The organism is Aureibaculum algae (assembly GCF_006065315.1).
In the GTDB taxonomy this organism is placed as follows: Bacteria; Bacteroidota; Bacteroidia; order Flavobacteriales; family Flavobacteriaceae; genus Aureibaculum; species Aureibaculum algae.
The window spans coordinates 3,527,909-3,549,151 of the sequence record NZ_CP040749.1; the positions used below are offsets into that span (position 1 = coordinate 3,527,909).

The 21,243-nt window shown below is 31.3% G+C and carries 16 protein-coding genes; 6 read left to right on the top strand and 10 right to left on the bottom strand.

Annotated features, from left to right (window positions below; genetic code table 11):
• Positions 1–51 precede the first annotated feature (51 nt).
• The 6 genes from FF125_RS14850 to FF125_RS14870 all read right to left on the bottom strand — a co-directional run bounded on the left by FF125_RS14850 (position 52) and on the right by FF125_RS14870 (position 10,603).
• On the bottom strand, positions 52–4,368 hold the full coding sequence (locus FF125_RS14850) for a CusA/CzcA family heavy metal efflux RND transporter (protein WP_138950503.1): 4,317 nt from the start codon (positions 4,366–4,368) through the stop codon (positions 52–54).
• 71 nt (positions 4,369–4,439) lie between these two features.
• Positions 4,440–4,829, bottom strand: a complete 390-nt coding sequence (locus FF125_RS14855; RefSeq protein WP_138950504.1) for a hypothetical protein — start codon at positions 4,827–4,829, stop codon at positions 4,440–4,442.
• Between the two features lie 107 nt (positions 4,830–4,936).
• Positions 4,937–5,071 (bottom strand): hypothetical protein, encoded by a 135-nt coding sequence (locus tag FF125_RS22225; protein WP_262710520.1) that lies wholly within the window; start codon positions 5,069–5,071, stop codon positions 4,937–4,939.
• Positions 5,072–5,667: 596 nt separating this feature from the next.
• Positions 5,668–9,096 (bottom strand): hypothetical protein, encoded by a 3,429-nt coding sequence (locus FF125_RS14860; RefSeq protein WP_138950505.1) that lies wholly within the window; start codon positions 9,094–9,096, stop codon positions 5,668–5,670.
• Between the two features lie 267 nt (positions 9,097–9,363).
• Complete coding sequence (locus tag FF125_RS14865; RefSeq protein WP_394344106.1) at positions 9,364–9,846, bottom strand: methylated-DNA--[protein]-cysteine S-methyltransferase; 483 nt, start codon at positions 9,844–9,846, stop codon at positions 9,364–9,366.
• On the bottom strand, positions 9,836–10,603 hold the full coding sequence (locus FF125_RS14870; protein ID WP_175418936.1) for a TatD family hydrolase: 768 nt from the start codon (positions 10,601–10,603) through the stop codon (positions 9,836–9,838). Before FF125_RS14870 ends, FF125_RS14865 begins: the two co-directional genes overlap by 11 nt.
• A 77-nt stretch (positions 10,604–10,680) precedes the next feature.
• Between FF125_RS14870 and arsC the strand changes: the two genes are divergently transcribed.
• Together arsC and FF125_RS14880 are read left to right on the top strand one after the other, a co-directional pair.
• Positions 10,681–11,022 (top strand): arsenate reductase (glutaredoxin), encoded by a 342-nt coding sequence (gene arsC / locus FF125_RS14875; RefSeq protein WP_138950507.1) that lies wholly within the window; start codon positions 10,681–10,683, stop codon positions 11,020–11,022.
• An 82-nt stretch (positions 11,023–11,104) separates the two neighbouring features.
• Positions 11,105–13,528 carry a TonB-dependent receptor domain-containing protein gene (locus tag FF125_RS14880; RefSeq protein ID WP_138950508.1) on the top strand — a complete coding sequence of 808 codons (2,424 nt, stop codon included), beginning with the start codon at positions 11,105–11,107 and terminating at the stop codon, positions 13,526–13,528.
• A gap of 50 nt (positions 13,529–13,578) precedes the next feature.
• Here FF125_RS14880 and FF125_RS21950 read toward each other — a convergent pair whose 3' ends face one another.
• Positions 13,579–13,743 (bottom strand): hypothetical protein, encoded by a 165-nt coding sequence (locus tag FF125_RS21950; protein ID WP_175418937.1) that lies wholly within the window; start codon positions 13,741–13,743, stop codon positions 13,579–13,581.
• A gap of 337 nt (positions 13,744–14,080) precedes the next feature.
• Between FF125_RS21950 and FF125_RS14885 the strand changes: the two genes are divergently transcribed.
• The 3 genes from FF125_RS14885 (at position 14,081) to FF125_RS14895 (ending at position 18,670) form a co-directional block, all read left to right on the top strand.
• The gene (locus tag FF125_RS14885; RefSeq protein ID WP_138950509.1) at positions 14,081–16,534 is read left to right on the top strand and encodes an outer membrane beta-barrel family protein; all 2,454 of its coding nucleotides are present in this window, start codon (positions 14,081–14,083) and stop codon (positions 16,532–16,534) included.
• A gap of 128 nt (positions 16,535–16,662) precedes the next feature.
• Complete coding sequence (gene fumC / locus FF125_RS14890) at positions 16,663–18,057, top strand: class II fumarate hydratase (RefSeq protein WP_138950510.1); 1,395 nt, start codon at positions 16,663–16,665, stop codon at positions 18,055–18,057.
• Positions 18,058–18,130: 73 nt separating this feature from the next.
• On the top strand, positions 18,131–18,670 hold the full coding sequence (locus FF125_RS14895) for a nucleoside deaminase (protein ID WP_175418938.1): 540 nt from the start codon (positions 18,131–18,133) through the stop codon (positions 18,668–18,670).
• Here FF125_RS14895 and FF125_RS14900 read toward each other — a convergent pair.
• The 3 genes from FF125_RS14900 to FF125_RS14910 all read right to left on the bottom strand — a co-directional run bounded on the left by FF125_RS14900 (position 18,667) and on the right by FF125_RS14910 (position 19,929).
• Entirely contained in the window at positions 18,667–19,074 is a 408-nt protein-coding gene (locus FF125_RS14900; protein WP_138950511.1) for a hypothetical protein, read from the bottom strand. The genes FF125_RS14895 and FF125_RS14900 overlap by 4 nt on opposite strands.
• A gap of 85 nt (positions 19,075–19,159) precedes the next feature.
• On the bottom strand, positions 19,160–19,339 hold the full coding sequence (locus FF125_RS14905) for a hypothetical protein (RefSeq protein WP_138950512.1): 180 nt from the start codon (positions 19,337–19,339) through the stop codon (positions 19,160–19,162).
• Between the two features lie 71 nt (positions 19,340–19,410).
• The gene (locus FF125_RS14910) at positions 19,411–19,929 is read right to left on the bottom strand and encodes a DinB family protein (RefSeq protein WP_138950513.1); all 519 of its coding nucleotides are present in this window, start codon (positions 19,927–19,929) and stop codon (positions 19,411–19,413) included.
• Between the two features lie 33 nt (positions 19,930–19,962).
• On the opposite strand from FF125_RS14910, the gene hutI reads away from it, so the two are divergent.
• The gene (gene hutI, locus FF125_RS14915; protein ID WP_138950514.1) at positions 19,963–21,198 is read left to right on the top strand and encodes an imidazolonepropionase; all 1,236 of its coding nucleotides are present in this window, start codon (positions 19,963–19,965) and stop codon (positions 21,196–21,198) included.
• Positions 21,199–21,243 lie beyond the last annotated feature (45 nt).

The window sequence follows — 21,243 nt, forward strand, 5'->3', positions numbered from 1 at the left end:
CTATTTCTTTTTCTAAGAAATAATACCCTTTCTTACATCCTTCATGAGGAGCTACAAGGTTAAATAATTTATGGCAATAACAGTATCATTGTATTTATTGAGGTTCTCTAAATAGGTTAACTCAATATCTTTTGAAGTTTCAACACTTTGTATGTATTGAAAAAAGTCAATTTCACCATGTTTAAAACTTTGTTCTGCGGTTTTTATAATCTCTTCTGAAAGTTGCTTTCCTTGCGTTTCATAATACATTACGGCCTCATTATATTGATTAAGTTCAGCCATCAATTTTGCATAACTTGTTTTTAACTTGACTTTATAATCTGTTTGCTCTTCTTTGATAATATTTTGAGCAATTTTTGATGCCTTAATTTTTGACGACTTACCTCCAAATAATAATGGAATTTTAACACCGAACTGATAGCCAATCATTTGCTCATGTAAAGAACTATTTGAGCCTTGAAAATATTGAATACTTAAATCAGGTAACAGGCTCTGCTTTTCTTTTTGCCGCAAGGCTTTATAATAAAAATCCGCATTTTGATAATAATTCAAGCCCACATTATCATCTATAGAAATAGATTGCAATGGTAGTTTTTTCAATGGTTGTGACAGTACCAAAATACTATCAACCTGAACAACTGCTTTTAATTGTTCATTCATTAAAATCACTTCTTGTTCGGCTTGCTTAGATAATGTTTGCAACTGTCGTTGTTTAGATTTGGCAGTTATCATTTCCAAATAATTCGTTTCTCCCAATTCAAATCTACGCTCCGATGCTTTTGCAAAATTGGCATATAAACTATCTAAAAACTGATACGTTACTGCTTTGTTTTGAGCATAAACAACATCGTAATATGCTAAATACACGTTACGTTTTACTATTTCTAATTTAATGTCATATTTAGACTGTTGCAATTTATAATCTGCCTTACCAACTTTTTTATCGGCAAAATAAACAGTAGGAAACTTAAAATCTTGCTGCACTCCAAAAACTCTTAAAGGCAAATTATTAGTACCCAAATTACTTTCATCATAATTATAATACACCGTTGTTTTATCAAAATCAAAAGCACCACCAATTAGGGCATTACTTTTGTCCGCCATTAATGCTGAAGCTTTTAGCTCAGCATTATTTTCAATGGCCAATGTCACCGCTTTATCAACGGTTAAAGGATCTTGTTGTGCATTTACACTTAGCGTAAGTAGCACTATTACTATAGTGGTTATTCCTTTTTTATTCATTTTAATTTCTTTTTTATCTTCGAACCAAGCATATAAAACGGGTAACACCACCAACGTTAAAAAAGTTGCCGTAATTAAACCTCCAATTACAACGGTGGCCAATGGTCTTTGCACCTCAGCACCAGCATTGGTTGAAATAGCCATAGGTAGAAAACCTAAAGCAGCAGCCATTGCTGTTAATAAAACAGGTCTCAATCGCTCAGAAGTCCCTCGTAAAATACGTTCATTTATATCTTTAACACCTTGTTCTTTTAGCTCTTTAAAATGTTCTATTAATACAATTCCATTCAATACAGCTATCCCGAAAAGGGCAATAAAACCAACACCTGCAGAAATACTAAAAGGCAGGCCTCGTATCCAAAGTAACAACACTCCACCCACTGCAGCTAAAGGAATAGCAGAATAGACCATCAACGCTTCTTTAATGGATCCAAAAGCAAAATGAAGCATAATAAATATCAGTACCAAGGCAATAGGAACCGCTATTTTTAATCGGTCTTTGGCACTTTGTAAATTCTCAAATTGACCACCATAAGTAATCGAATAACCTGGAGGTAATTTTAATTGCTTATCAATTATAGCCTGAACATCATCTACTACCGATTGTAAATCTCGATTTCGAACATTAATACCTACAACTATGCGACGTTTAGTATCATCTCTAGATATTTTTGCTGGACCTGACGAATATTTAATTTCTGCTAATTCGCTCAACGGAATTTTTTGTCCATTAGGCGTATCAACATATAAATTTTGAAGACTGGATAAATTTTTACGATGATTTGCATCTAAACGTAATACCAAATCGAAACGCTTTTCGCCTTCAAAAACACTCCCCAGAGATTCACCTGCAAAGCCCATGGTTATTAATTGATTTAAATCGGCAATATTTAACCCATACCTCGCAATTTTACTTCTATTAAAATTTACGCTCATTTGTGGCAAACCAGCTACTTTTTCTACAATGATATCTGAAGCACCATCAACATTTGCAATTAAATTTTTAATTTCATCTGCTTTTTTAGCTAGGATATTTAAATCTTCTCCAAATATTTTAATAGCAACGTCTGCTCTTACTCCAGTAATCAATTCATTAAATCGCATTTCAATAGGTTGTGTAAATTCTACTTCCATACCTGGAATTACGGCGAGAGCTTCCTTAAATTTATCTGCCAGTTCATCTTTACTTGAAGCAGACGTCCATTGCTTTTTGGGTTTAAGCTTAATAATAACATCACTCTCTTCCATTGACATCGGATCCGTGGGTACTTCAGCAGCCCCAATTCTGCTGACTACTTGATCTACTTCCGGAAAATTATCTAATAAAATATTTTCTATTATAGTAGTAATATCTATGGTTTTACTTAATGAAGTTCCTGTTTTTAAAACGGGTTGAATTACAAAGTCACCTTCATCTAACGTTGGAACAAACTCTCCTCCCATTCTACTAAAAATCCAACCACTTACTACTAACAAAAGTATTGATAGACCAATTACTATTTTTTTATTAAAAAGTGCCCATGTAATCACTGGTTTATATTTCTTATTCACAAACTTCATCAATCTCACAGAGATATTCTTATCACTTTGCTTAGCTGGTTTTAAAAAAATAGATGCTATTACTGGAACATAGGTTAAACAAAAAAGCATTGCTCCAACCAAGGCAAAACTAAAAGTTAATGCCATAGGTTTAAACATTTTTCCCTCTACACTACTTAGTGATAAGATTGGAATAAAAACAATTAAAATAATTAACTGACCAAAGATGGCAGAGTTCATCATTTTTGAAGCTCCTTTTAGTGTCACTTGGTCTATTTCACCTTGTCTTTCCTCTTTAGATAATGCTAAAATATGTGAGCTTTTTGAGGTTATTTGGAAGGCAATAAACTCCACAATAATAACCGCACCGTCAATGATAATACCAAAATCTATAGCCCCTAAGCTCATTAAATTGGCATCTATACCAAAAATATACATTAATGAAATTGCAAAGAGTAAACTAAGAGGAATTACAGATGCTACTACCAAGCCAGAACGCCAGTTACCTAATAATAAAACGACAACAAAAATAACAATGAGGGAACCTAAAATCAGATTTTCTGCCACTGTAAACGTAGTTTTTCCAATCAACTCACTACGCTCTAAGAATCCATTGATATAAACCCCTTCAGGCAACGTTTTTTGAATGGAAGCAACACGCTCTTTTACCGCTGTAATAATTTCATTAGAATTCCCATCTTTAAGCATCATTACCTGCCCAAGAACCTTCTCGCCTTCACCATTTCCTGTAATTGCACCGAAACGAGTAGCATTTCCAAAACCAACTATGGCAATATCTTTTATATAAATGGGGTTTCCATCTGTATTTTTAACAACAATATTTTCAATGTCCTCTAAAGATTTAACTAAGCCCTCCCCTCGTATAAAGAAGGCTTCGTTAGATTTTTCGATATATCCACCACCAGCGACGCTGTTATTTTTTTCTAAGGCTGTATAAATATCAGCAATAGCAATATTCATAGCCTTTAATTTTGTGGGATTTATAGCCACTTCGTATTGCTTTAAATAGCCTCCCCACGTATTTATCTCAACAACGCCTCGAATACCTGATAACTGTCTTTTTACAATCCAATCTTGAATAGTACGTAACTCTGTTGTTGAGTATTTATCAGCAAAGGCTGGTTTTACATCTAAAATATATTGATAAATTTCACCTAAACCCGTAGTTATTGGGCCCATTTCAGGAGCTCCAAAACCTTTCGGAATTTTCTCTGAGGCAGATTTAATTTTTTCAGCAATTAATTGTCGTGGTAAATAGGTACCTAAGTTGTCTTCAAAAACGATGGTAACTACTGATAGACCAAATTTTGAAACGGAACGTATTTCAACAACCCCAGGTAAATTAGCCATCTCTAATTCTATAGGATAGGTAATAAATTGCTCAACATCTTGTGTTGATAAATTCCGTGAAGTTGTAATCACTTGTACCTGATTATTGGTTATATCAGGTACTGCACCTATAGGTATTTTAGTTAATGAAAAAATTCCAAACCCTATCACAAATGCAATAAATAATAAAATAATTGGCTTGTTTTTTAAGCTAAATTTTATGATATATTCTAACATAATTCATTTTAAAATAATTAATAATACACAAATGAAAATCATTTGCGAGCTTTTAAAATATGGAGTATGAATTATGCCAATTTGGGCGGTTGAAAAACAGAAGGTTTTTCAAAAAAAGAAATAGAATCTTTGTAAAAGAAGTTAAAAGGTATTGCTATAAATGGTGTGAAATCTAAATTATATGTAATTGCTCTAAATGTAAAAGTTCCATTTAAATGTGAACACTTATGATTATCATGTTTAAATGGCAAACTATCATGTTCTTTATGATTGTTACTTTTTAAGATAGCATCATCGCTATAGTGTTCAACCAAAAATTCCATAAAAGTATCACCATACGTTTCTTGATGGTATTCTGCATGTTCTAGCAGCACCTTTAATTTAGAGATATCATCAATACTTATATTGAAACTCTGAAAAAGGATTAAAAAGGAAGATAATATGGCAAATAGTTTTGTCATTAATAGCGAAGTTACAATTTTTTCTAATAAGCTATGTAACAAGTTTTACATTACAGTATGCCTGACTAATAAAAAAGTCAAACAAATTTTATGATGATTTCTAAATTTTAATTGTCTATCAGTAATTGAATTAGCTCAACTAACTCATCATTATCCATCTTAACAACAGATTCTATTGTATCGTCATTATTGCTAATAATTAAACCACTTTTTTTATCTTCCTTATAGCCAATAATTCTCATGGTGTAATTTAGATGCTCAGCATTTATCACTTTCTTTCCATCTTTAAACCAGCCATAGTCAGCTTCATAGTTTATGGTAGATTTATTAAAAACGATGACCTCTTTACCATAGGTGTTCCATAACGAAATACGTAATAAATAAAAACCTAATAGACAAAAAAGAAATAAACCTATAATGTATCCAATGTGAAATTTACCCCAAACGAAATTACGAACCCCATACCAACTACTGGAGCGATAAAAAATAAAAATGAAAATAAGAACATTACACTTCTTACAAACAGTGGTGACTTTTGCACTTTTAGAGTTAAAGTGTTGTTATTTAGATTGAATTGTTGCATAATAATTATAGATGCAAGATAAAAATAATTCGAAATAAACATAGTTTAAAAATTTCTTTATTCTATCGAGTGATCCCAACTCAAGGTACAAGGCTTCAATACTATTTAAAGCACTTCATGGGAAACTGCTTCTCGATACATTTTCTTTTCGACTTTCGTCTCAAGAAAACACTCGAAGAGACACCATAGGGGCATTGTTTAAAAAAAATTACTTTCAAATCTAACATCTAAATTTCAATATCACATTTCTCAATTTTAAAAACTCGCTCTCAATTGCACCGTACCCGTATGAATCGCATTTGCCGTTTCAGATTTTCTACCTAAATAATTGATGTTTAAATCTAAATATGAAGTAATTCTTTTTTGTAAACTTAAATTCCAAGTATAATTCGTTCCAGGTTGTAAACCTTCTAACATTTGATAAGCTACTGCTGAGTTTGAGTTACCCTCAAATTTATTGAATACCAGATTTATTGAAGAGTTAATGGAATACTTTTGATTTTTAGCAAAAACAAAATTAGCCCCAAAATTATGAGAAGTTAAGGTTTCAAAATCCCCTAATTGATTGTCTTTACTTTTAAAATAGTATTCCATTTCTAATCGTGAATTTTTACTATACAAATAAGATATTTTTGGGTTAACTTCTGTATTTTCTAAGGTATAATTACGACTCGTAAATTGTTCTGAAGCACTTTTGTTTTCAGTAAGTGCGGTCTTAAAATCAAACAGCCAAAATTTACCAATTTTATGGTTAAACAATAATTGATGTGCTTTTAAAGCTTGCTCTTGATCTCCTATTGAAAAGGAATTTTTATTCTTTGTAGTGATATAAGTGTATGTAGTTGAATATTTTTGTTTCCCTCTGTTAAAAAACAAACTGTTTTTTAAATTAAAAGTTAACGACAACACATCATTATTGATATTAAACGGATTAATTTCAAAATTTGTTCCGTCTCGTTGCTTTTTGCTATCAATCAGTACAAAGGATTGATTGGTAAAATGAGATAATACTTTTTTAAATCCTTTTTGTACACTCCAATTAGATGGATAAATGGTTAAACTTTGGCTAAACTTGTTCCTATGCGTCTTTACAAAATTGATGGTTGGTAACAATACCCTTACATAATTAGCTTCATCTTGAAATTGTGCTGTTTCAAATTCATCCAATTCTTGTATACCATTACCGTTATAATCATTCCAAGTGTAAAAACCGAGTCCCGTATCTACTTGAATATAGCTATATTCTTGTTGTGGTAAGTTACCCGAATTGGTTTCATAAACCGTTTGCAATGTGATGGCATTTTTAAATAATTGTTGGCGATATGACAATCTAGAATTTAAAGATTCTTCTTTTGTTGATTTTAATCCCGAAGCCTCGGGAGAATTCTCATGATTTACGGTTCTGTAATTGACAAACAGGGATAAGTTCGCCGTTGCATTTTGAATTAGTTGTGATCTTAAAAAATAAGTATTGGCATTATTTACACGTTTCAATTGATTGTTTTGTAAACTATCTGTGGTTCTATACTTATACCCCAATTCTGCATAAACTTTAGCGGTATCTCCTACGCCAACATAGGCCTCAGATTCTATATATTTATGACTTAAACTAGAAAGTGTACTGGTCAATTTATCTTTACGCTCATTACTTTCACTGTTTAATCTTGCCCCTACCCAACTTTTATTAAAATGCTGTTTTACATCTACATAACCTCTAAAAAATTCAGTTTCAGTAAGGTGTGAATCGTTATTTAAGTAACTACTATTAATATTTATTTTTGTTTTATTAAATTTTAAATCACTTAAAAAATTATGTTTTGTTCCTGAATAATTTTCGCTAAAATTCAGCCAATCAAATTCATACATCATTTTTCCTTTTTCAGGATTTGTATAATTTAAGCTTGCAGCTAAATACTGTTGATTCCCGAGTGGATTAATTATATCCCAATCACGTGTAAACTCAATATTTCTAAAACGTTCAATGGTTTTAAAATCTTGTTGAATAAACTCATAATCGACATTACTATTTAATTTCCATTTCCCATCAGATAATAGTTGTTGCCAATTTAACTTAGCCGCCACCCCTTTATTATCAGAGTCGTTATTTGATGAAAAAAGGTTCTTGTCATTAACACTATATGCAACTTCTGAATTAAAGCTCGTTTTCAAACTAGGGTTATAACTCATGTTCATTACTGCTATTTGTAATTTCTCAGGAGCTACCAATTGGATAATAGGTTCATAGTCACCTTGCATAACTCCATTTACCGGAGTAACATATTCGTAAATTCGACCCGAAGCTATGGTGGTTTGAATTTGATAATTGCCATTGTTTGCTCCTACATAAGTAAATCTTACATTAAATAAATCATCATTTTCGTCATTAGAAAACACAAAAACTTCTTCACTATTTTGGAATTCCTTTTTATATAGAATTTTATGTTCTTCATAAACATCAGCGTAAGCCGAAGAAACATTCATTTGAGCAGTATCATCTCCTGCCAAGGAAAAAATTTGTTTTTGACTGTTACTTAAATCTTGCTGTAAAGGCTGGTTTTTAGCATCATTTTCATTGTAAAAATTAAAGCCTATCTTAAATTTATCGGTTTCATATGCAGCCCCATTATAGGTCACAAAACGTGTATAATTTTGATCAGCAAATTGATATTCTATAGCTATTCGCATATCTGCAGTTATCGGATAAGTTGGCATAAACGTCACTTCTGCCGTGTTATAATCAATAACATAATCATTGTTTTCACCACGCTTTAATAAAACACCATTTATAAAAACGCGTTCAGAACCAGAAATTAATAGAATGTACTGCTCTGCCAAAGTCCCATTATTTGAACCCGTAATTTTATAAGGGCCTTGGTTACCTTCTTGACCTAAAATCTGATTTTGGCTAAATTGACCTCTAACCAATGCACCTGAGGCAAATAAATTAACATCACTTTCTTCATTTTCTAAATTTACATCAAGTTGAAGTCCCGCCACTTTTTTGTTAAATCTTAAAAACTGACTTTCCGTATTTTGTAAATTAATATCTCCTGCAGTTATACTCCAATCATCACTGAAGAGTTCAATAAACACACGATCAAACTCATCTAAACGCTGCGTATAACCATTATTTTGTAAAGGAATATTACTATCTGTAATTGAAGCTCTTAATTGAACTTTATCTGATAACCGACCTGAAATTTGTAAATCTAAATTTGAATTAACGGTAGCATCTTGGTTATTACCAATAGTTACCCCTCTTGATATACTCCCACTCGTATTTAATCCATCAAAAGGAGCAAAATTTTTATTCTTAGTACTGCTTTTTACACTATATAACCGCGATAAATCTGTCGATTTTGGTACAATTAATCCTTTATCAAAAACAGCATAGGTTTTGGTTAAAAAGGTAGGAAGAGCATTGTATTCAATTGTAATTGTTGGATATTTTAAATGATCTAAAATCAATATGGAAGTCGCAAAATCAACGCTGTAATTAATACTATCAATTTGCTGTTTTAAGTCATCTAATACTCTAAAATTATAAGGACTAATACTGATTGAATCAATTTGTATTGTATCTGAAACTACTTGAAATGTTCTCGATATAAATCGATCTGAAATGTCTTGAGCATTTAGAGAAACGCTTATAAGTACAAAAAATATGACAACCAGACCCTTCATTTAATAAACCAAACAATTTTAGGGTAAAAATAGGTAATGATTAACGAACAACGATTAACGAATGTTGATTTTTGAACTTTTTATTCAATCTTTTCAGTTCCTCATTCAATCGTAACATTTCTCAATATTTAGCCAGTTTATTGGTGTGGCAAAAACTTAAAGTCACGTCAAAGGCACAATTCTGTAAGTCAAAAAGTGCTTGAACTTTTCAATTCTGAAATCGATTATCAGCTTTGGTTGTTATTAATTCTTTTGAAATTTTGTACCTTAAAAAAGCGATTGTTGTTCTGGTGGATTTTCATGCTCTAATAGCCAACGTTTCCTCCATAAACCACCGGCGTAGCCAGTAAGCGAACCATCAGAACCAATTACACGATGACAAGGGATAACAATCCACAATGGATTTTTTCCATTAGCGGAAGCTACAGCTCTAATTGCTTTAACATCACCTAACGCTTCACTTTGTTTTTGATAAGACCTTGTTGTTCCGTATGGAATTTGTTGTAAACTTTGCCAAACTTGTTTTTGAAATTCTGTTCCTTGTGGATTCAATTTCAAACTAAATGAGTTCCTTTTCTTTTGAAAATATTCATCTAACTGTTGCACACAATCTTGAAGGCATTTAGGAATTTTAGTTGAACTTTTTTCATTACTATCAATAACAGTAATAGATGATATACCATGGCTATCTCCAACGATTCTGGCCATTCCAATTGGCGTTTTATAATATGTTATGCTTTCAAATTCCAAATACGTTTTCTGAATTTTTTGTAGTTATGTTCGCAATTTCTTCAGGGCTCAAGTTATAAATAGTTACCAGTTTTTCCAAAACATTTACGATGTAACTACTTTCGTTGCGTTTTCCACGATACGGAGTTGGTGCCAAATATGGCGAGTCGGTTTCTAAGACAATATTTTTTAAGTCAATTTGATTTAAAAATTGATCTATTTTACCATTCTTGAAAGTTACAACACCTCCAATACCTAATTTCATATTATAAGAAATTGCTTTTTGAGCGTGTTCTATATTTCCAGAAAAACAATGAAAAATTCCTCTTAATTTATCATCATTCTCTTCTTCTAAAATTTCAAAAATTTCATCAAAAGCATCTCTACAATGAATCACAATTGGTAATTCTTTTTGTTTTGCCCACTGAATCTGAGTTTTAAAAGCATCTTGCTGTTGTTGTAAAAATGATTTATCCCAATACAAATCTATTCCTATTTCTCCTATGGCATAAAAATTACGCTTATCAATCCAATCTTTAACCAATTGCAACTCCTCCTTATAATTGTCTTTTACACTTGTTGGGTGCAACCCCATCATCAGAAAGACATTTTTAGGATAATCATGTTCCAATTGAAACATTGCTTCATTATAAGTCGAATCAATTGCAGGTATAAAAAAACGAGAAACCCCTGCATCTAAAGCTCTTTGAATCATTTCGTCTCGATCATCTTTAAATTGATCAGAATATAAATGGGTATGTGTATCAGTAATTATCATTTATAAATTTTAAGATTGCAAAGATATGATGTTATGTTAGTTTTTTATAGTTTAGCACTTCAAAATAAAACGAAGAGATGAAGATTTACCATAACAATCGATGTAGTAAAAGTAGGTGTGGACTAGAAATATTAAATAATTCAAAACAAGATTTTGAGGTGGTTGATTATATTAAAAATCCACTTTCTGAAGTAGATATTAAAGATATATTAAAAAAATTAGGCTTTTCACCTATTCAATTGGTTCGCAAAAATGAAGCCATTTGGAAAGAAAACTATAAAGGGAAAGACCTTTCTGATTCTCAAATTATTAAAGCGATGTCAGCACACCCAAAACTAATTGAAAGACCAATTGTAGTTAAAGGTGATAAAGCTGTAATAGGTAGACCATCGGAAAACATTTGTGCTTTATTAAAATAAATTTCTTTAAAATAAACTACCCAAAAACCACTATTTTTTATTTTATGTTAATGCCTTAGCTTTGTAAATAAAGGAAATTGCATTGAAAAAAACTATCTTATTACTTCTGTGTATTACGTTTTCATTATCTTCTTTAGGCCAACAGCCTTTGGAAAAGATAACGATTACGGGCAAAGTAATTGACGCAGCTACGAGTAGTCCAATAGAATTTGCGACCATTTCCTTTAAAAAGGATTCTACTTTATTAGGTACTACTACTAACAAAAAAGGAAATTTCACAATTGATATTCTTCCTGATAATTACTTAATAAAAGCTGAATTTATATCTTTTGACCCTTTTATTATAAAAAACAAGAATATAAATGAATCTATTGACCTCGGTACCATTGTATTGTTTTACAATGCAGAAACGTTGAATGAAGTAGAACTTAAGGGACAACAACGTCTTACTGAATTTCAAATAGACAAAAAGATATATAGATCATCACAAGATATTTCAAATAATGGAGGAAATGCCTTAGATGTATTAAACAATACTCCATCAGTAACGGTTAACCAAGATGGAAATGTAAATATGAGAGGTACTTCTGCCACTCTTTTAATTGATGGAAAACCTCTTTTTGGCTTAGGTAATGGATCTGATGTTTTGAATGCAATGCCCTCAAATAGTATTGACAGAGTTGAAATTATTACACGTTCAGCAAAATATAGTGCTGAAGGCGGAGGGGGAATTCTAAATATAATCACTAAAAAAAGAAAAGGTCAAGGATTTAGTGGCTCTATTGACATTCATGGTGGAGTTCCTGATAACAATGGAGGCTCTTTATTTTTAAATAAAAGTAATGAAGTTATAAACCTATTTAGTACCCTTAGCTTTAACAATGAAAAGAAGATATCACATACCGACATTGACCAAACCTATTTTGACAATTCAGATAGTATTTTAGGTTATTTTGAACAAAAAAGAAAAGATAAAAATCAACGAAACAGTTTTTTAATTAGTATTGGAAGTGATATTTATTTAAACAAAAAAAATAGCTTAACCGTCTCATTACTATACAACAATCACAATAAAGATTTTAATTCTCATTTAAATTTAGATGATTTTGATTCACAAAAATCAATAAAACAATCGGCTGAAAGAAATGTAAATGATAGAGATGATCTTTCAAAAATAGAAGGCCTATTAAATTACACTAATAAATTCAATGAAGCAGGAGAAACATTATCTTTTGATTTTAAATATGGCACAACAGTATCTGATAATAAAGCCAATATATTAGAAAATATAATCATACCTAATTTAGAAAACAATGAACAAAAAGTAGCTAAGAATCAGAATTTAGATAATTATTTATTTCAGCTAGATTATACGTTACCATTTACTTTAGATAAGAAATTGGAATTAGGTTATAAAAGCACGTTGCGTTTCTATGAAAATGATTTTAATGTTTCTGAATACAATGCAAATAGCGGTGATTTTACGACAATTGGAGGGTTCTCCGACTTAGTAAATTATGATGAAAAAACACATGCTCTATTTGCCCTATATACCGCTACGCATGGTAGTTTTTCTTATGCTCTAGGTTTACGATCTGAATATTCTGATGTTTCTATTGGAACTAAAACGAGTAATAAGAATACTAAAAATTATACCGATTTTTTTCCATCGGCATCATTTGGTTACGAATTTGAAAACGAAAGTTATCTCTCCTTAAACTATAGTAGATCTATAAATAGACCTGAAATTTATCAAGTGAATCCGTTTATCTCATTAATTGACGAGCGTTATCAATCGGTTGGAAATCCAGATTTAAATCCTTATTACACTAATTTCCTTGAACTATTATATGATATGAGTTTCGAGAAATTATTAATTACCTCATCATTATATGCTACTTATGCTGAAGAGCAATTTTTAACAATCTTACAAAGTGCAGGACAGAATGCCGAAGCTTTAGAAACTTTTAAAAGACTACCCATCAATAGTGGAAACAAACTAAGTGTAGGCGTTGATGTCGATATTACTTACACTCCTTTTAAAGGACTAAGACTTAACACTTATGTTAGTCCGTACAGAGAAGAAACGACAAATGCTTTGGATGATGCTTATAACATCTCTAATACGGTTTGGTACGCAGAAGCCTCTGCTTTGGTTACCTTAAATAATGGATTACGTTTTAGAGCTCAACATTATTATCAATCACCAATGATTGATGGTTTAGCCAAGTACAAAACTATTAACTTTACCAATCTCTCAGTTAGTATGCCACTTCTCAAAAAGAAAGGAATGCTTACTTTTAAAGTTATAGATGCTTTCAAAACGAAGGCTTTTACAACGCGTACATTGGAAGCAAATAGCAATACATTAAGAAGTTTAAGATATGACCAGCAATTTTCCTTAGCATTTACTTATCAATTTAAACAAAATGGTAAGAGTAAAAAAGACAGAAGTAAAGAGGTAAAGAAAGATGAATTAGAAGATAAACAAGATTTAAAAATGTAAAAAGGGGTTGAAAAAATCAACCCCTTTTTATAATTTATAAATAACTAAATTTATTTTTTATTCTTTTTAGCCTCACGTTTTAACTTTATATTTTCCATAATGGTTCCAAAAAGCCAATAAGGTACAATAAAGGTTAAAGAAAATATCAACAACCAAAATCCCATAGTAAATACTCCTAGAAAAATTAAAAATCCGATAAATTGTTGAAATTCCATATTGCCTTCTATTTATTTAATATTTCGTCAAAAATAATATATATTTTTCACATTCTAAAAATACTTGGCTATTTTTTATATGAAAAAAGAATTTGAATTATTCTCTTATTCCTAAAAGCTTCTTTTTTAACTTTTAATTAACAAAGTAACCTCACGCTAATTACAATTTTAACCGCTGACTGCTAGTTTATTACATCACTAAAACTATATTTCACAACTTCATTTTTATCTTAACAATCGTTAACAGTAAATCATATGAACTCCAAAATTAAGTATCTATTTTTGTCAAAATTTAGCAAACGTAATTCACCCAATAAAAAAGTATCACTTTATAATTATGCAAAAATTAAAAAATATTTTATCACTTTTTATTTTAACTAGTATTGCTTTTACCTTAAATGCTCAGCAAAAAGTTGAAATAACAGGTACTGTTATTGACCAAGATACCAATCAACCATTAGAGTATGCTACAGTTGTATTAAGACCAACTAATGGCGATCAGGTCACTGGAGGTTTAACTGATGAGAATGGTAATTTTAATGTAGAAGCAAAAAAAGGAACCTATAATATATCTATTGAATTTATTTCTTTCAAATCATATAGTCTTCCAAAAAAAGTAGTTGATAGCAATTTAAATTTGGGTAAAATCATATTAAGTGCTGACAGTAAGGCCTTAGATGAAGTTGAACTCATTGCTGAAAAAACTACTGTTGAAATCAAATTAGACAAAAAAATATATAATGTTGGTAAAGACTTGACCGTTAGAGGAGGTACCGTAAGTGATGTTTTAGATAATGTACCTTCAGTTTCCGTTGATGTTGAAGGTAATGTCGCTTTGCGTGGAAATGATAATGTAACCATATTGATTAATGGAAAACCTTCTGGTTTGGTTGGATTAAACTCTACCGATGCCTTACGTCAATTACCTGCAGACGCTATTGAAAAAGTTGAAGTTATTACTTCTCCATCTGCGAGATACAATGCGGAAGGTACTGGTGGTATATTAAATATTATTTTACGTAGAAGTAAATTACAAGGCCTTAACGGTTCCATAACTACCAATGTTGGTTACCCTTACCAAGCTGGAATTTCTGGAAATATTAATTATAGAACAGGCGACTTTAACTTTTTTAATACCACAAGTTATAGTTATAGAGAATCTCCAGGTTTATCTACAACTGAATCACAATATTTTAATAAAGAGTATGATGATGATGGTAATTTTATTGTTGATAATCCTGATACTTTTTTAAATGAAATAAGAGATACAGAAAGAAAAGGAAATAGTTTTAACACCAATTTTGGTATTGAGTATTACCTAACTGAATCTGCATCATTAACGGCTGCTGTACTTTTAGGGAATAGAGATAATGATAGTGAAACAACTAATAGAATTAAGGAATATGACGTAAATGGAGCTTTACTCAATGAATCTTTGCGTTTTGATCCGGAAAACGATATTGACAAGACAACTGAATTTTCATTAAATTTTAATAAAGATTTTAAAACGGATGGACATAAGTTAACCGCTGATTTTCAATATTCAAATGCCACAGAAGACGAAAACTCACTAATTAGCGAGGATGGTGAAGACGCCGAAAAAGTACGTACATATGAAACTCAAAAAGAAATATTAATTAAAACGGATTATGTATTACCGATTGGCGAAAAAAGTCAGTTTGAATTCGGTTATAGAGGTGAATTTAATGATTTAGATACAGATTATACATTAGCGTTTAATGAAAATGGAACCTTTGTCCTTGACGCTGATGTTAGTAATAATTTAATCTATAAAGAAAATGTAAATGCCTTATATTCTCAATTTGGGAGTAAACTTAAAGACAAATTTTCTTATTTACTTGGGTTGCGATTTGAAACGACTGATGTTACTATAGATCAAAAAACAAGTAACGATTATCAAAATCAAAACTATTCTGGCTTTTTTCCTACCGTAAATTTAGGATATGAACTCAACGAAAAACAGAGTATAACTTTTGGATATAACCGTCGTATAAGAAGACCTAGATCTCGTTATATCAATCCTTTTCCGTCAAGAAGTAGTGCTACTAATTTATTTCAAGGAAATCCTGATGTAAAACCAAGTTACTCTAACACGGTTGACCTTGGCTACCTAAATAGATTTGGAAAATTAACATTAAATTCTTCTATCTATTATCAACGGGCAACAGATGTCTTTACATTTATCAGCGAAGACACTGGAGAAATAGCGGTTGTTGGTGGTACTGATATACCAATTATTAGACGTACACCAATAAACTTAGCGACCAATAACAGGTTTGGGTTAGAATTTACGGTTACGTACAGACCCACAAATAAATGGAACATGAATGGTAATTTTAATCTTTTCAATTCTGAAACTATTGGAGACTATAACGGCGTTGATTATGGTGCTGAAAATTTAAGTTGGTTTATCAGATTTAATAATAAAGTAACGTTACCAGCAAATATAGATTGGCAAACACGTTTATTTTATATGGGACCTAGTGAAGATGCACAAAACAAGCGTAAAGGCATGTTTTCAACAGACTTGGCCTTTAGTAAAGACATCTTAAAGGAAAAGGCTTCCATTACGTTTAATGTCAGTGATGTATTCAATACTCGTAAACGCTCTATGGAGTCATTTACCCCTACTTTTAATAGTGACAGTGAGTTCCAATGGAGACAACGTAGTTTTAATCTAGCATTTACTTATCGTTTCAACCAGAAAAAGAAAAGACAAGAACGTCAAGGTGGCATGGACGATGATGAAGGTGAAGGTTTTGGAGGATAAAATTTAAAATTAATTATAAAAAAAGGTCAGCAAATGCTGGCTTTTTTTTATGCTTATGAAGTACATATTTTGTAACTTTGTTTTTAATAAACAATACAAAATATCAAAGCATTTAAATATTATTTACAATGGAATACAGAATAGAAAAAGATACCATGGGCGAGGTAAAAGTACCTGCTGAAAAATATTGGGGAGCACAAACAGAACGTTCAAGAAACAACTTTAAAATAGGGCCTTCAGCTTCTATGCCCTTAGAAATAGTTTACGGTTTTGCCTACCTTAAAAAAGCAGCAGCTCATGCAAATTTTGATTTGGGTGTATTAACTGAAGAAAAACGTAATTTAATCTCTAAAGTTTGTGATGAAATTTTAGAAGGTAAATTAGATGATCAATTTCCATTAGTAATATGGCAAACAGGTTCAGGTACACAAAGCAATATGAATGTGAATGAAGTTATTGCTAACCGAGCTCATGAAATTGCAGGTAAAAAAATTGGTGAAGGTGAAAAAACAATTCAACCGAATGACGATGTAAACAAATCGCAATCCTCTAATGATACTTTTCCAACAGGTATGCATATTGCTTGTTATAAAATGATTGTTGAAACCACTATTCCTGGTATAGAACAATTAAGAGATACCTTAGATAAAAAAGCTAAAGACTTTTCGGATGTTGTTAAAATTGGTAGAACCCACTTAATGGATGCTACACCTTTAACTGTTGGCCAAGAAATTTCAGGATATGTTTCTCAACTCGATCATGGTTTAAAAGCTCTTAAAAACACGTTAGCTCACCTTTCAGAACTTGCTCTTGGTGGTACAGCTGTTGGAACAGGATTAAACACTCCAAAAGGATATGATGTTTTAGTAGCAAAAAAAATAGCTGAATTTACTGAGCTACCTTTTATTACCGCTGAAAATAAATTTGAAGCATTAGCTGCACATGATGCCTTAGTAGAATCACACGGAGCTTTAAAACAATTAGCAGTATCATTAAACAAAATTGCTAATGACATTAGATTAATGGCTTCTGGACCACGTTCAGGTATTGGCGAATTAATAATTCCGGCAAACGAACCTGGAAGTTCTATTATGCCAGGGAAGGTAAACCCAACCCAAGCTGAAGCGTTAACAATGGTTTGTGCTCAAGTTATTGGAAATGATGTTGCAGTAACCGTTGGTGGTATGCAAGGAAATTATGAATTGAATGTTTTTAAACCAGTTATGGCGAGCAATGTATTGCAATCTGCAAGATTATTAGGCGATGCTTGTGCTTCATTTGATGAAAATTGTGCAAAAGGTATAGAACCTAATAGACCTAGAATTAAAGAATTAGTAGATAACTCATTAATGTTAGTTACTGCCTTAAATACTAAAATTGGTTATTATAAAGCTGCTGAAATTGCCAATACAGCTCATAAAAATGGAACAACTTTAAAAGAAGAAGCTGTTCGTTTAGGTTATGTAACTCCTGAGCAATATGACGAATGGGTAAAACCTGAGGAAATGACTAGTGGACTTTAATTAAATATTAAACTTGAGACATGAGATTGTAAACATTTCTCATATCTCATTTTTTATCTCAAATTAGATTATAATGTGTAATACTTTCAATAAAAAATTCCCTGGTGAAGCTGCGAAAGCTCAATCAGACACTAAAAATTTGTCTGACCATGAACTTTACATGAGTGAAGCTATTCAATTAGCAATAAAAGGAATGAACGCTAATGAAGGAGGTCCTTTTGGCTGTGTTATTGTTAAAGATAATAAAATAATTGGAAGAGGAAATAACAAAGTTACTTCGAATAATGACCCTACAGCACATGCTGAAGTTACGGCTATTAGAGATGCTTGTAAGCATTTAAATTCTTTTCAATTAGAAGGTTGTATTATTTACACATCATGTGAACCTTGTCCAATGTGTTTAGGTGCAATTTATTGGGCTAGACCAGATAAAGTATATTTTGGTTGTAGTCAAACAGATGCTGCCAATATAGGGTTTGATGATGCCTTTATTTATAAAGAAATTGATTTAGCTTTTGATAAACGTAGTATTCCTTTTCAACAAGTAGCTCGAACTACTGCTTTAGAAGCTTTTACCACATGGACAGAAAAAGAAGATAAAACGGCGTATTAGTTTTTAGCTTTTTCTAATTGTTGTTGCCATTGCTTTTGTATTCTGGTATCCCACATAGACCAAATAAAATGATCGCTGTTTACAGAAACATTATAATTGTTAAATTCAGTTCTCCTAAAGTTGTCAGACAAATCCTCATAGGTAATATGCCTTCCAAAATTTCTTAAATCTAATTTAATTCTATTTGCATTAGAAAAGGAAGAATCATCACTAAAATCCATAATCCAAAGATTAAGATAATTTAAATTTAAAGAAGCCATACTCTCTTTATCTGTTTGATAAATCAGAGAGTTAGCCGCAAAAATACTTGTAGGTACAGAATTATCTTCTTCTATAGTTTTTTTTACTTGCGAAAAAATTGAACTCGTTAATAATAAACAGAAAACAATAAGTATATTTTTCATAATTCTAAGATTAAGATATTAAACCCATCTTAACTTTTCATATTAAAAAAAGTCAAGATAAGTTTATACTCAAATATAAGAATAATTACTGAAAATCTAAATGGTTATTTCCTTTACTAAATAATTCAATAGTATTGAGATAATTTTCATACTCTATCAACTTTGATAATGTATATTTATCTTTTTTGTAAGGTTTAATATTCTTTTTTCTATTTTTTTTGGGACGTAAAGATTCGTCACTTTCAGAGTCGAAGTTTTTATTCATGTCTAGCGTATTTTTATTAAATAACGTAAACAAAAGCCGAATTATTACATTTCCATTACTTGAAAAGAGTATTAAATTAAATATCTTTCTTCAATGATTTTTAAATGATGTAATAAATGCCCTGAAATGATATAACCTAAGGCTTTGATTGATATAGACTTACCACTTGCAATTCCTGCTTTCACAAAATCAGTAGCATTAAAACTTTTGAAAAGTAAAATCGTAGACAATCTGACTACCTTTAATTCTTCTAACATTTCTGCATAAGATCTATCATTAGCATTTGAATACTTAACAAAATCATTCTCATCGAACCCTGGTAAATGTGTAGTATCATTTCTACCAAAAGTTAAAGCTCTATAACCAAAAACACGTTCAGAATCAATTACGTGCTGAACCAACTCTTTTATCGTCCATTTACCTTCTGCATATCGAAAGGATTGTTTTGCTTCTGATATGTTTTCCAACACAAGTAAGGTTCTATTTAAAGAGTCCTCTAAATTGTATATGATACCTTTTGAATTTCCATCCAAAATGTCAACATATGGCTGAAAAAATGAAGCATATTCACTCTTACTTAATTCTAACATATTTCGTTATCTTTACGGTAAAGATAGCCAATTATGCCTACACTTATTACGAATATTAAAGAATTGCTGCAAATTAGAGATGGTTCATTGAGCAGGGTTTCTGGTACTGAAATGAAAACATTACCTACCCTTAAAAATGCATTTTTATTGATAGATGATGGTTTAATTAAGGATTTTGGAAAAATGGAAGATCTTTACGAAATTCAAGTAAATGAAGTAATTAATGCCCAAGGAAAAATGGTACTTCCCACTTGGTGCGATAGTCATACACATATTGTTTATGCCGGAAATAGAGAAGGTGAATTCGTGGACCGAATTAACGGTTTAACCTATGAGGAAATTGCTGCAAAAGGAGGTGGCATATTAAATTCAGCAAAAAAATTACAACAAACTAGTGAAGATGATTTATATAAGCAATCTGCTAAACGATTAGATGAAGTAATCAAATTAGGTACAGGTGCTGTTGAAATAAAATCAGGATATGGTTTAACAACAGAGGCTGAGCTTAAAATATTACGAGTTATCAAAAAGTTAGCTGATAATTATCCAATTACCATAAAGGCCACTTTTTTGGGAGCTCATGCGTTTCCTTCTGAGTTCAACAACAATAAAGAGGACTATGTGGATCTGATTATCAATACAATGTTGCCAAAGATAGCAGCTGAAAATTTAGCTGAATTTATTGATGTATTTTGTGAAAAAGGCTATTTCTCTGTTGCTGAAACAGAAAAAATTATTGTAGCAGCCAAAACTTATGGATTAATTCCTAAAATACATGTGAATCAATTTAACAGCATTGGGGGCATTCAGTTAGGTGTTAAATACAATGCACTTTCCGTTGATCATCTTGAAGTTATGACAACAGAAGATATTGAAACCTTAAAAAACAGTACTACAATGCCTGTGGCACTTCCCTCCTGCTCTTACTTTCTTGGCATTCCTTATGCACCTGCAAGAGCAATAATTGATTCGGGATTGCCATTAGCTATAGCAACAGATTATAATCCAGGCTCTACGCCTAGTGGAAATATGAATTTTGTTATTAGTACCGCTTGTATTAAAATGAAAATGACACCTGAAGAGGCCATTAATGCAGCGACTATTAACGCAGCCTATGCGATGAATATCTCAGACACACATGGTAGCATAACCAAAGGCAAAAAAGCAAACTTAATGATCACTAAAGAAATTCCTTCCTATGGCTTTTTACCTTATGCTTTTGGTAGTAACTTGATTGATACGGTTTTCATTGATGGAAAACAAATTTAGCACTAGTTTATACTTTTTCAATATATAGAAGAGCTATGTTTAATT

Bases quoted from the DNA above. Each gene is read 5' to 3' on its own strand.
- FF125_RS14855 (WP_138950504.1), bottom strand. From the start codon at position 4,829: ATGACAAAACTATTTGCCATATTATCTTCCTTTTTAATCCTTTTTCAG.
- FF125_RS14860 (WP_138950505.1), bottom strand. From the start codon at position 9,096: ATGAAGGGTCTGGTTGTCATATTTTTTGTACTTATAAGCGTTTCTCTA.
- FF125_RS14895 (WP_175418938.1), top strand. From the start codon at position 18,131: ATGTGTAATACTTTCAATAAAAAATTCCCTGGTGAAGCTGCGAAAGCT.
- FF125_RS14900 (WP_138950511.1), bottom strand. From the start codon at position 19,074: ATGAAAAATATACTTATTGTTTTCTGTTTATTATTAACGAGTTCAATT.
- FF125_RS14905 (WP_138950512.1), bottom strand. From the start codon at position 19,339: ATGAATAAAAACTTCGACTCTGAAAGTGACGAATCTTTACGTCCCAAA.
- FF125_RS14870 (WP_175418936.1), bottom strand. From the start codon at position 10,603: ATGATAATTACTGATACACATACCCATTTATATTCTGATCAATTTAAA.
- arsC (WP_138950507.1), top strand. From the start codon at position 10,681: ATGAAGATTTACCATAACAATCGATGTAGTAAAAGTAGGTGTGGACTA.
- fumC (WP_138950510.1), top strand. From the start codon at position 16,663: ATGGAATACAGAATAGAAAAAGATACCATGGGCGAGGTAAAAGTACCT.
- FF125_RS14885 (WP_138950509.1), top strand. From the start codon at position 14,081: ATGCAAAAATTAAAAAATATTTTATCACTTTTTATTTTAACTAGTATT.
- FF125_RS22225 (WP_262710520.1), bottom strand. From the start codon at position 5,071: ATGAGAATTATTGGCTATAAGGAAGATAAAAAAAGTGGTTTAATTATT.
- hutI (WP_138950514.1), top strand. From the start codon at position 19,963: ATGCCTACACTTATTACGAATATTAAAGAATTGCTGCAAATTAGAGAT.
- FF125_RS14910 (WP_138950513.1), bottom strand. From the start codon at position 19,929: ATGTTAGAATTAAGTAAGAGTGAATATGCTTCATTTTTTCAGCCATAT.
- FF125_RS14850 (WP_138950503.1), bottom strand. From the start codon at position 4,368: ATGTTAGAATATATCATAAAATTTAGCTTAAAAAACAAGCCAATTATT.
- FF125_RS21950 (WP_175418937.1), bottom strand. From the start codon at position 13,743: ATGGAATTTCAACAATTTATCGGATTTTTAATTTTTCTAGGAGTATTT.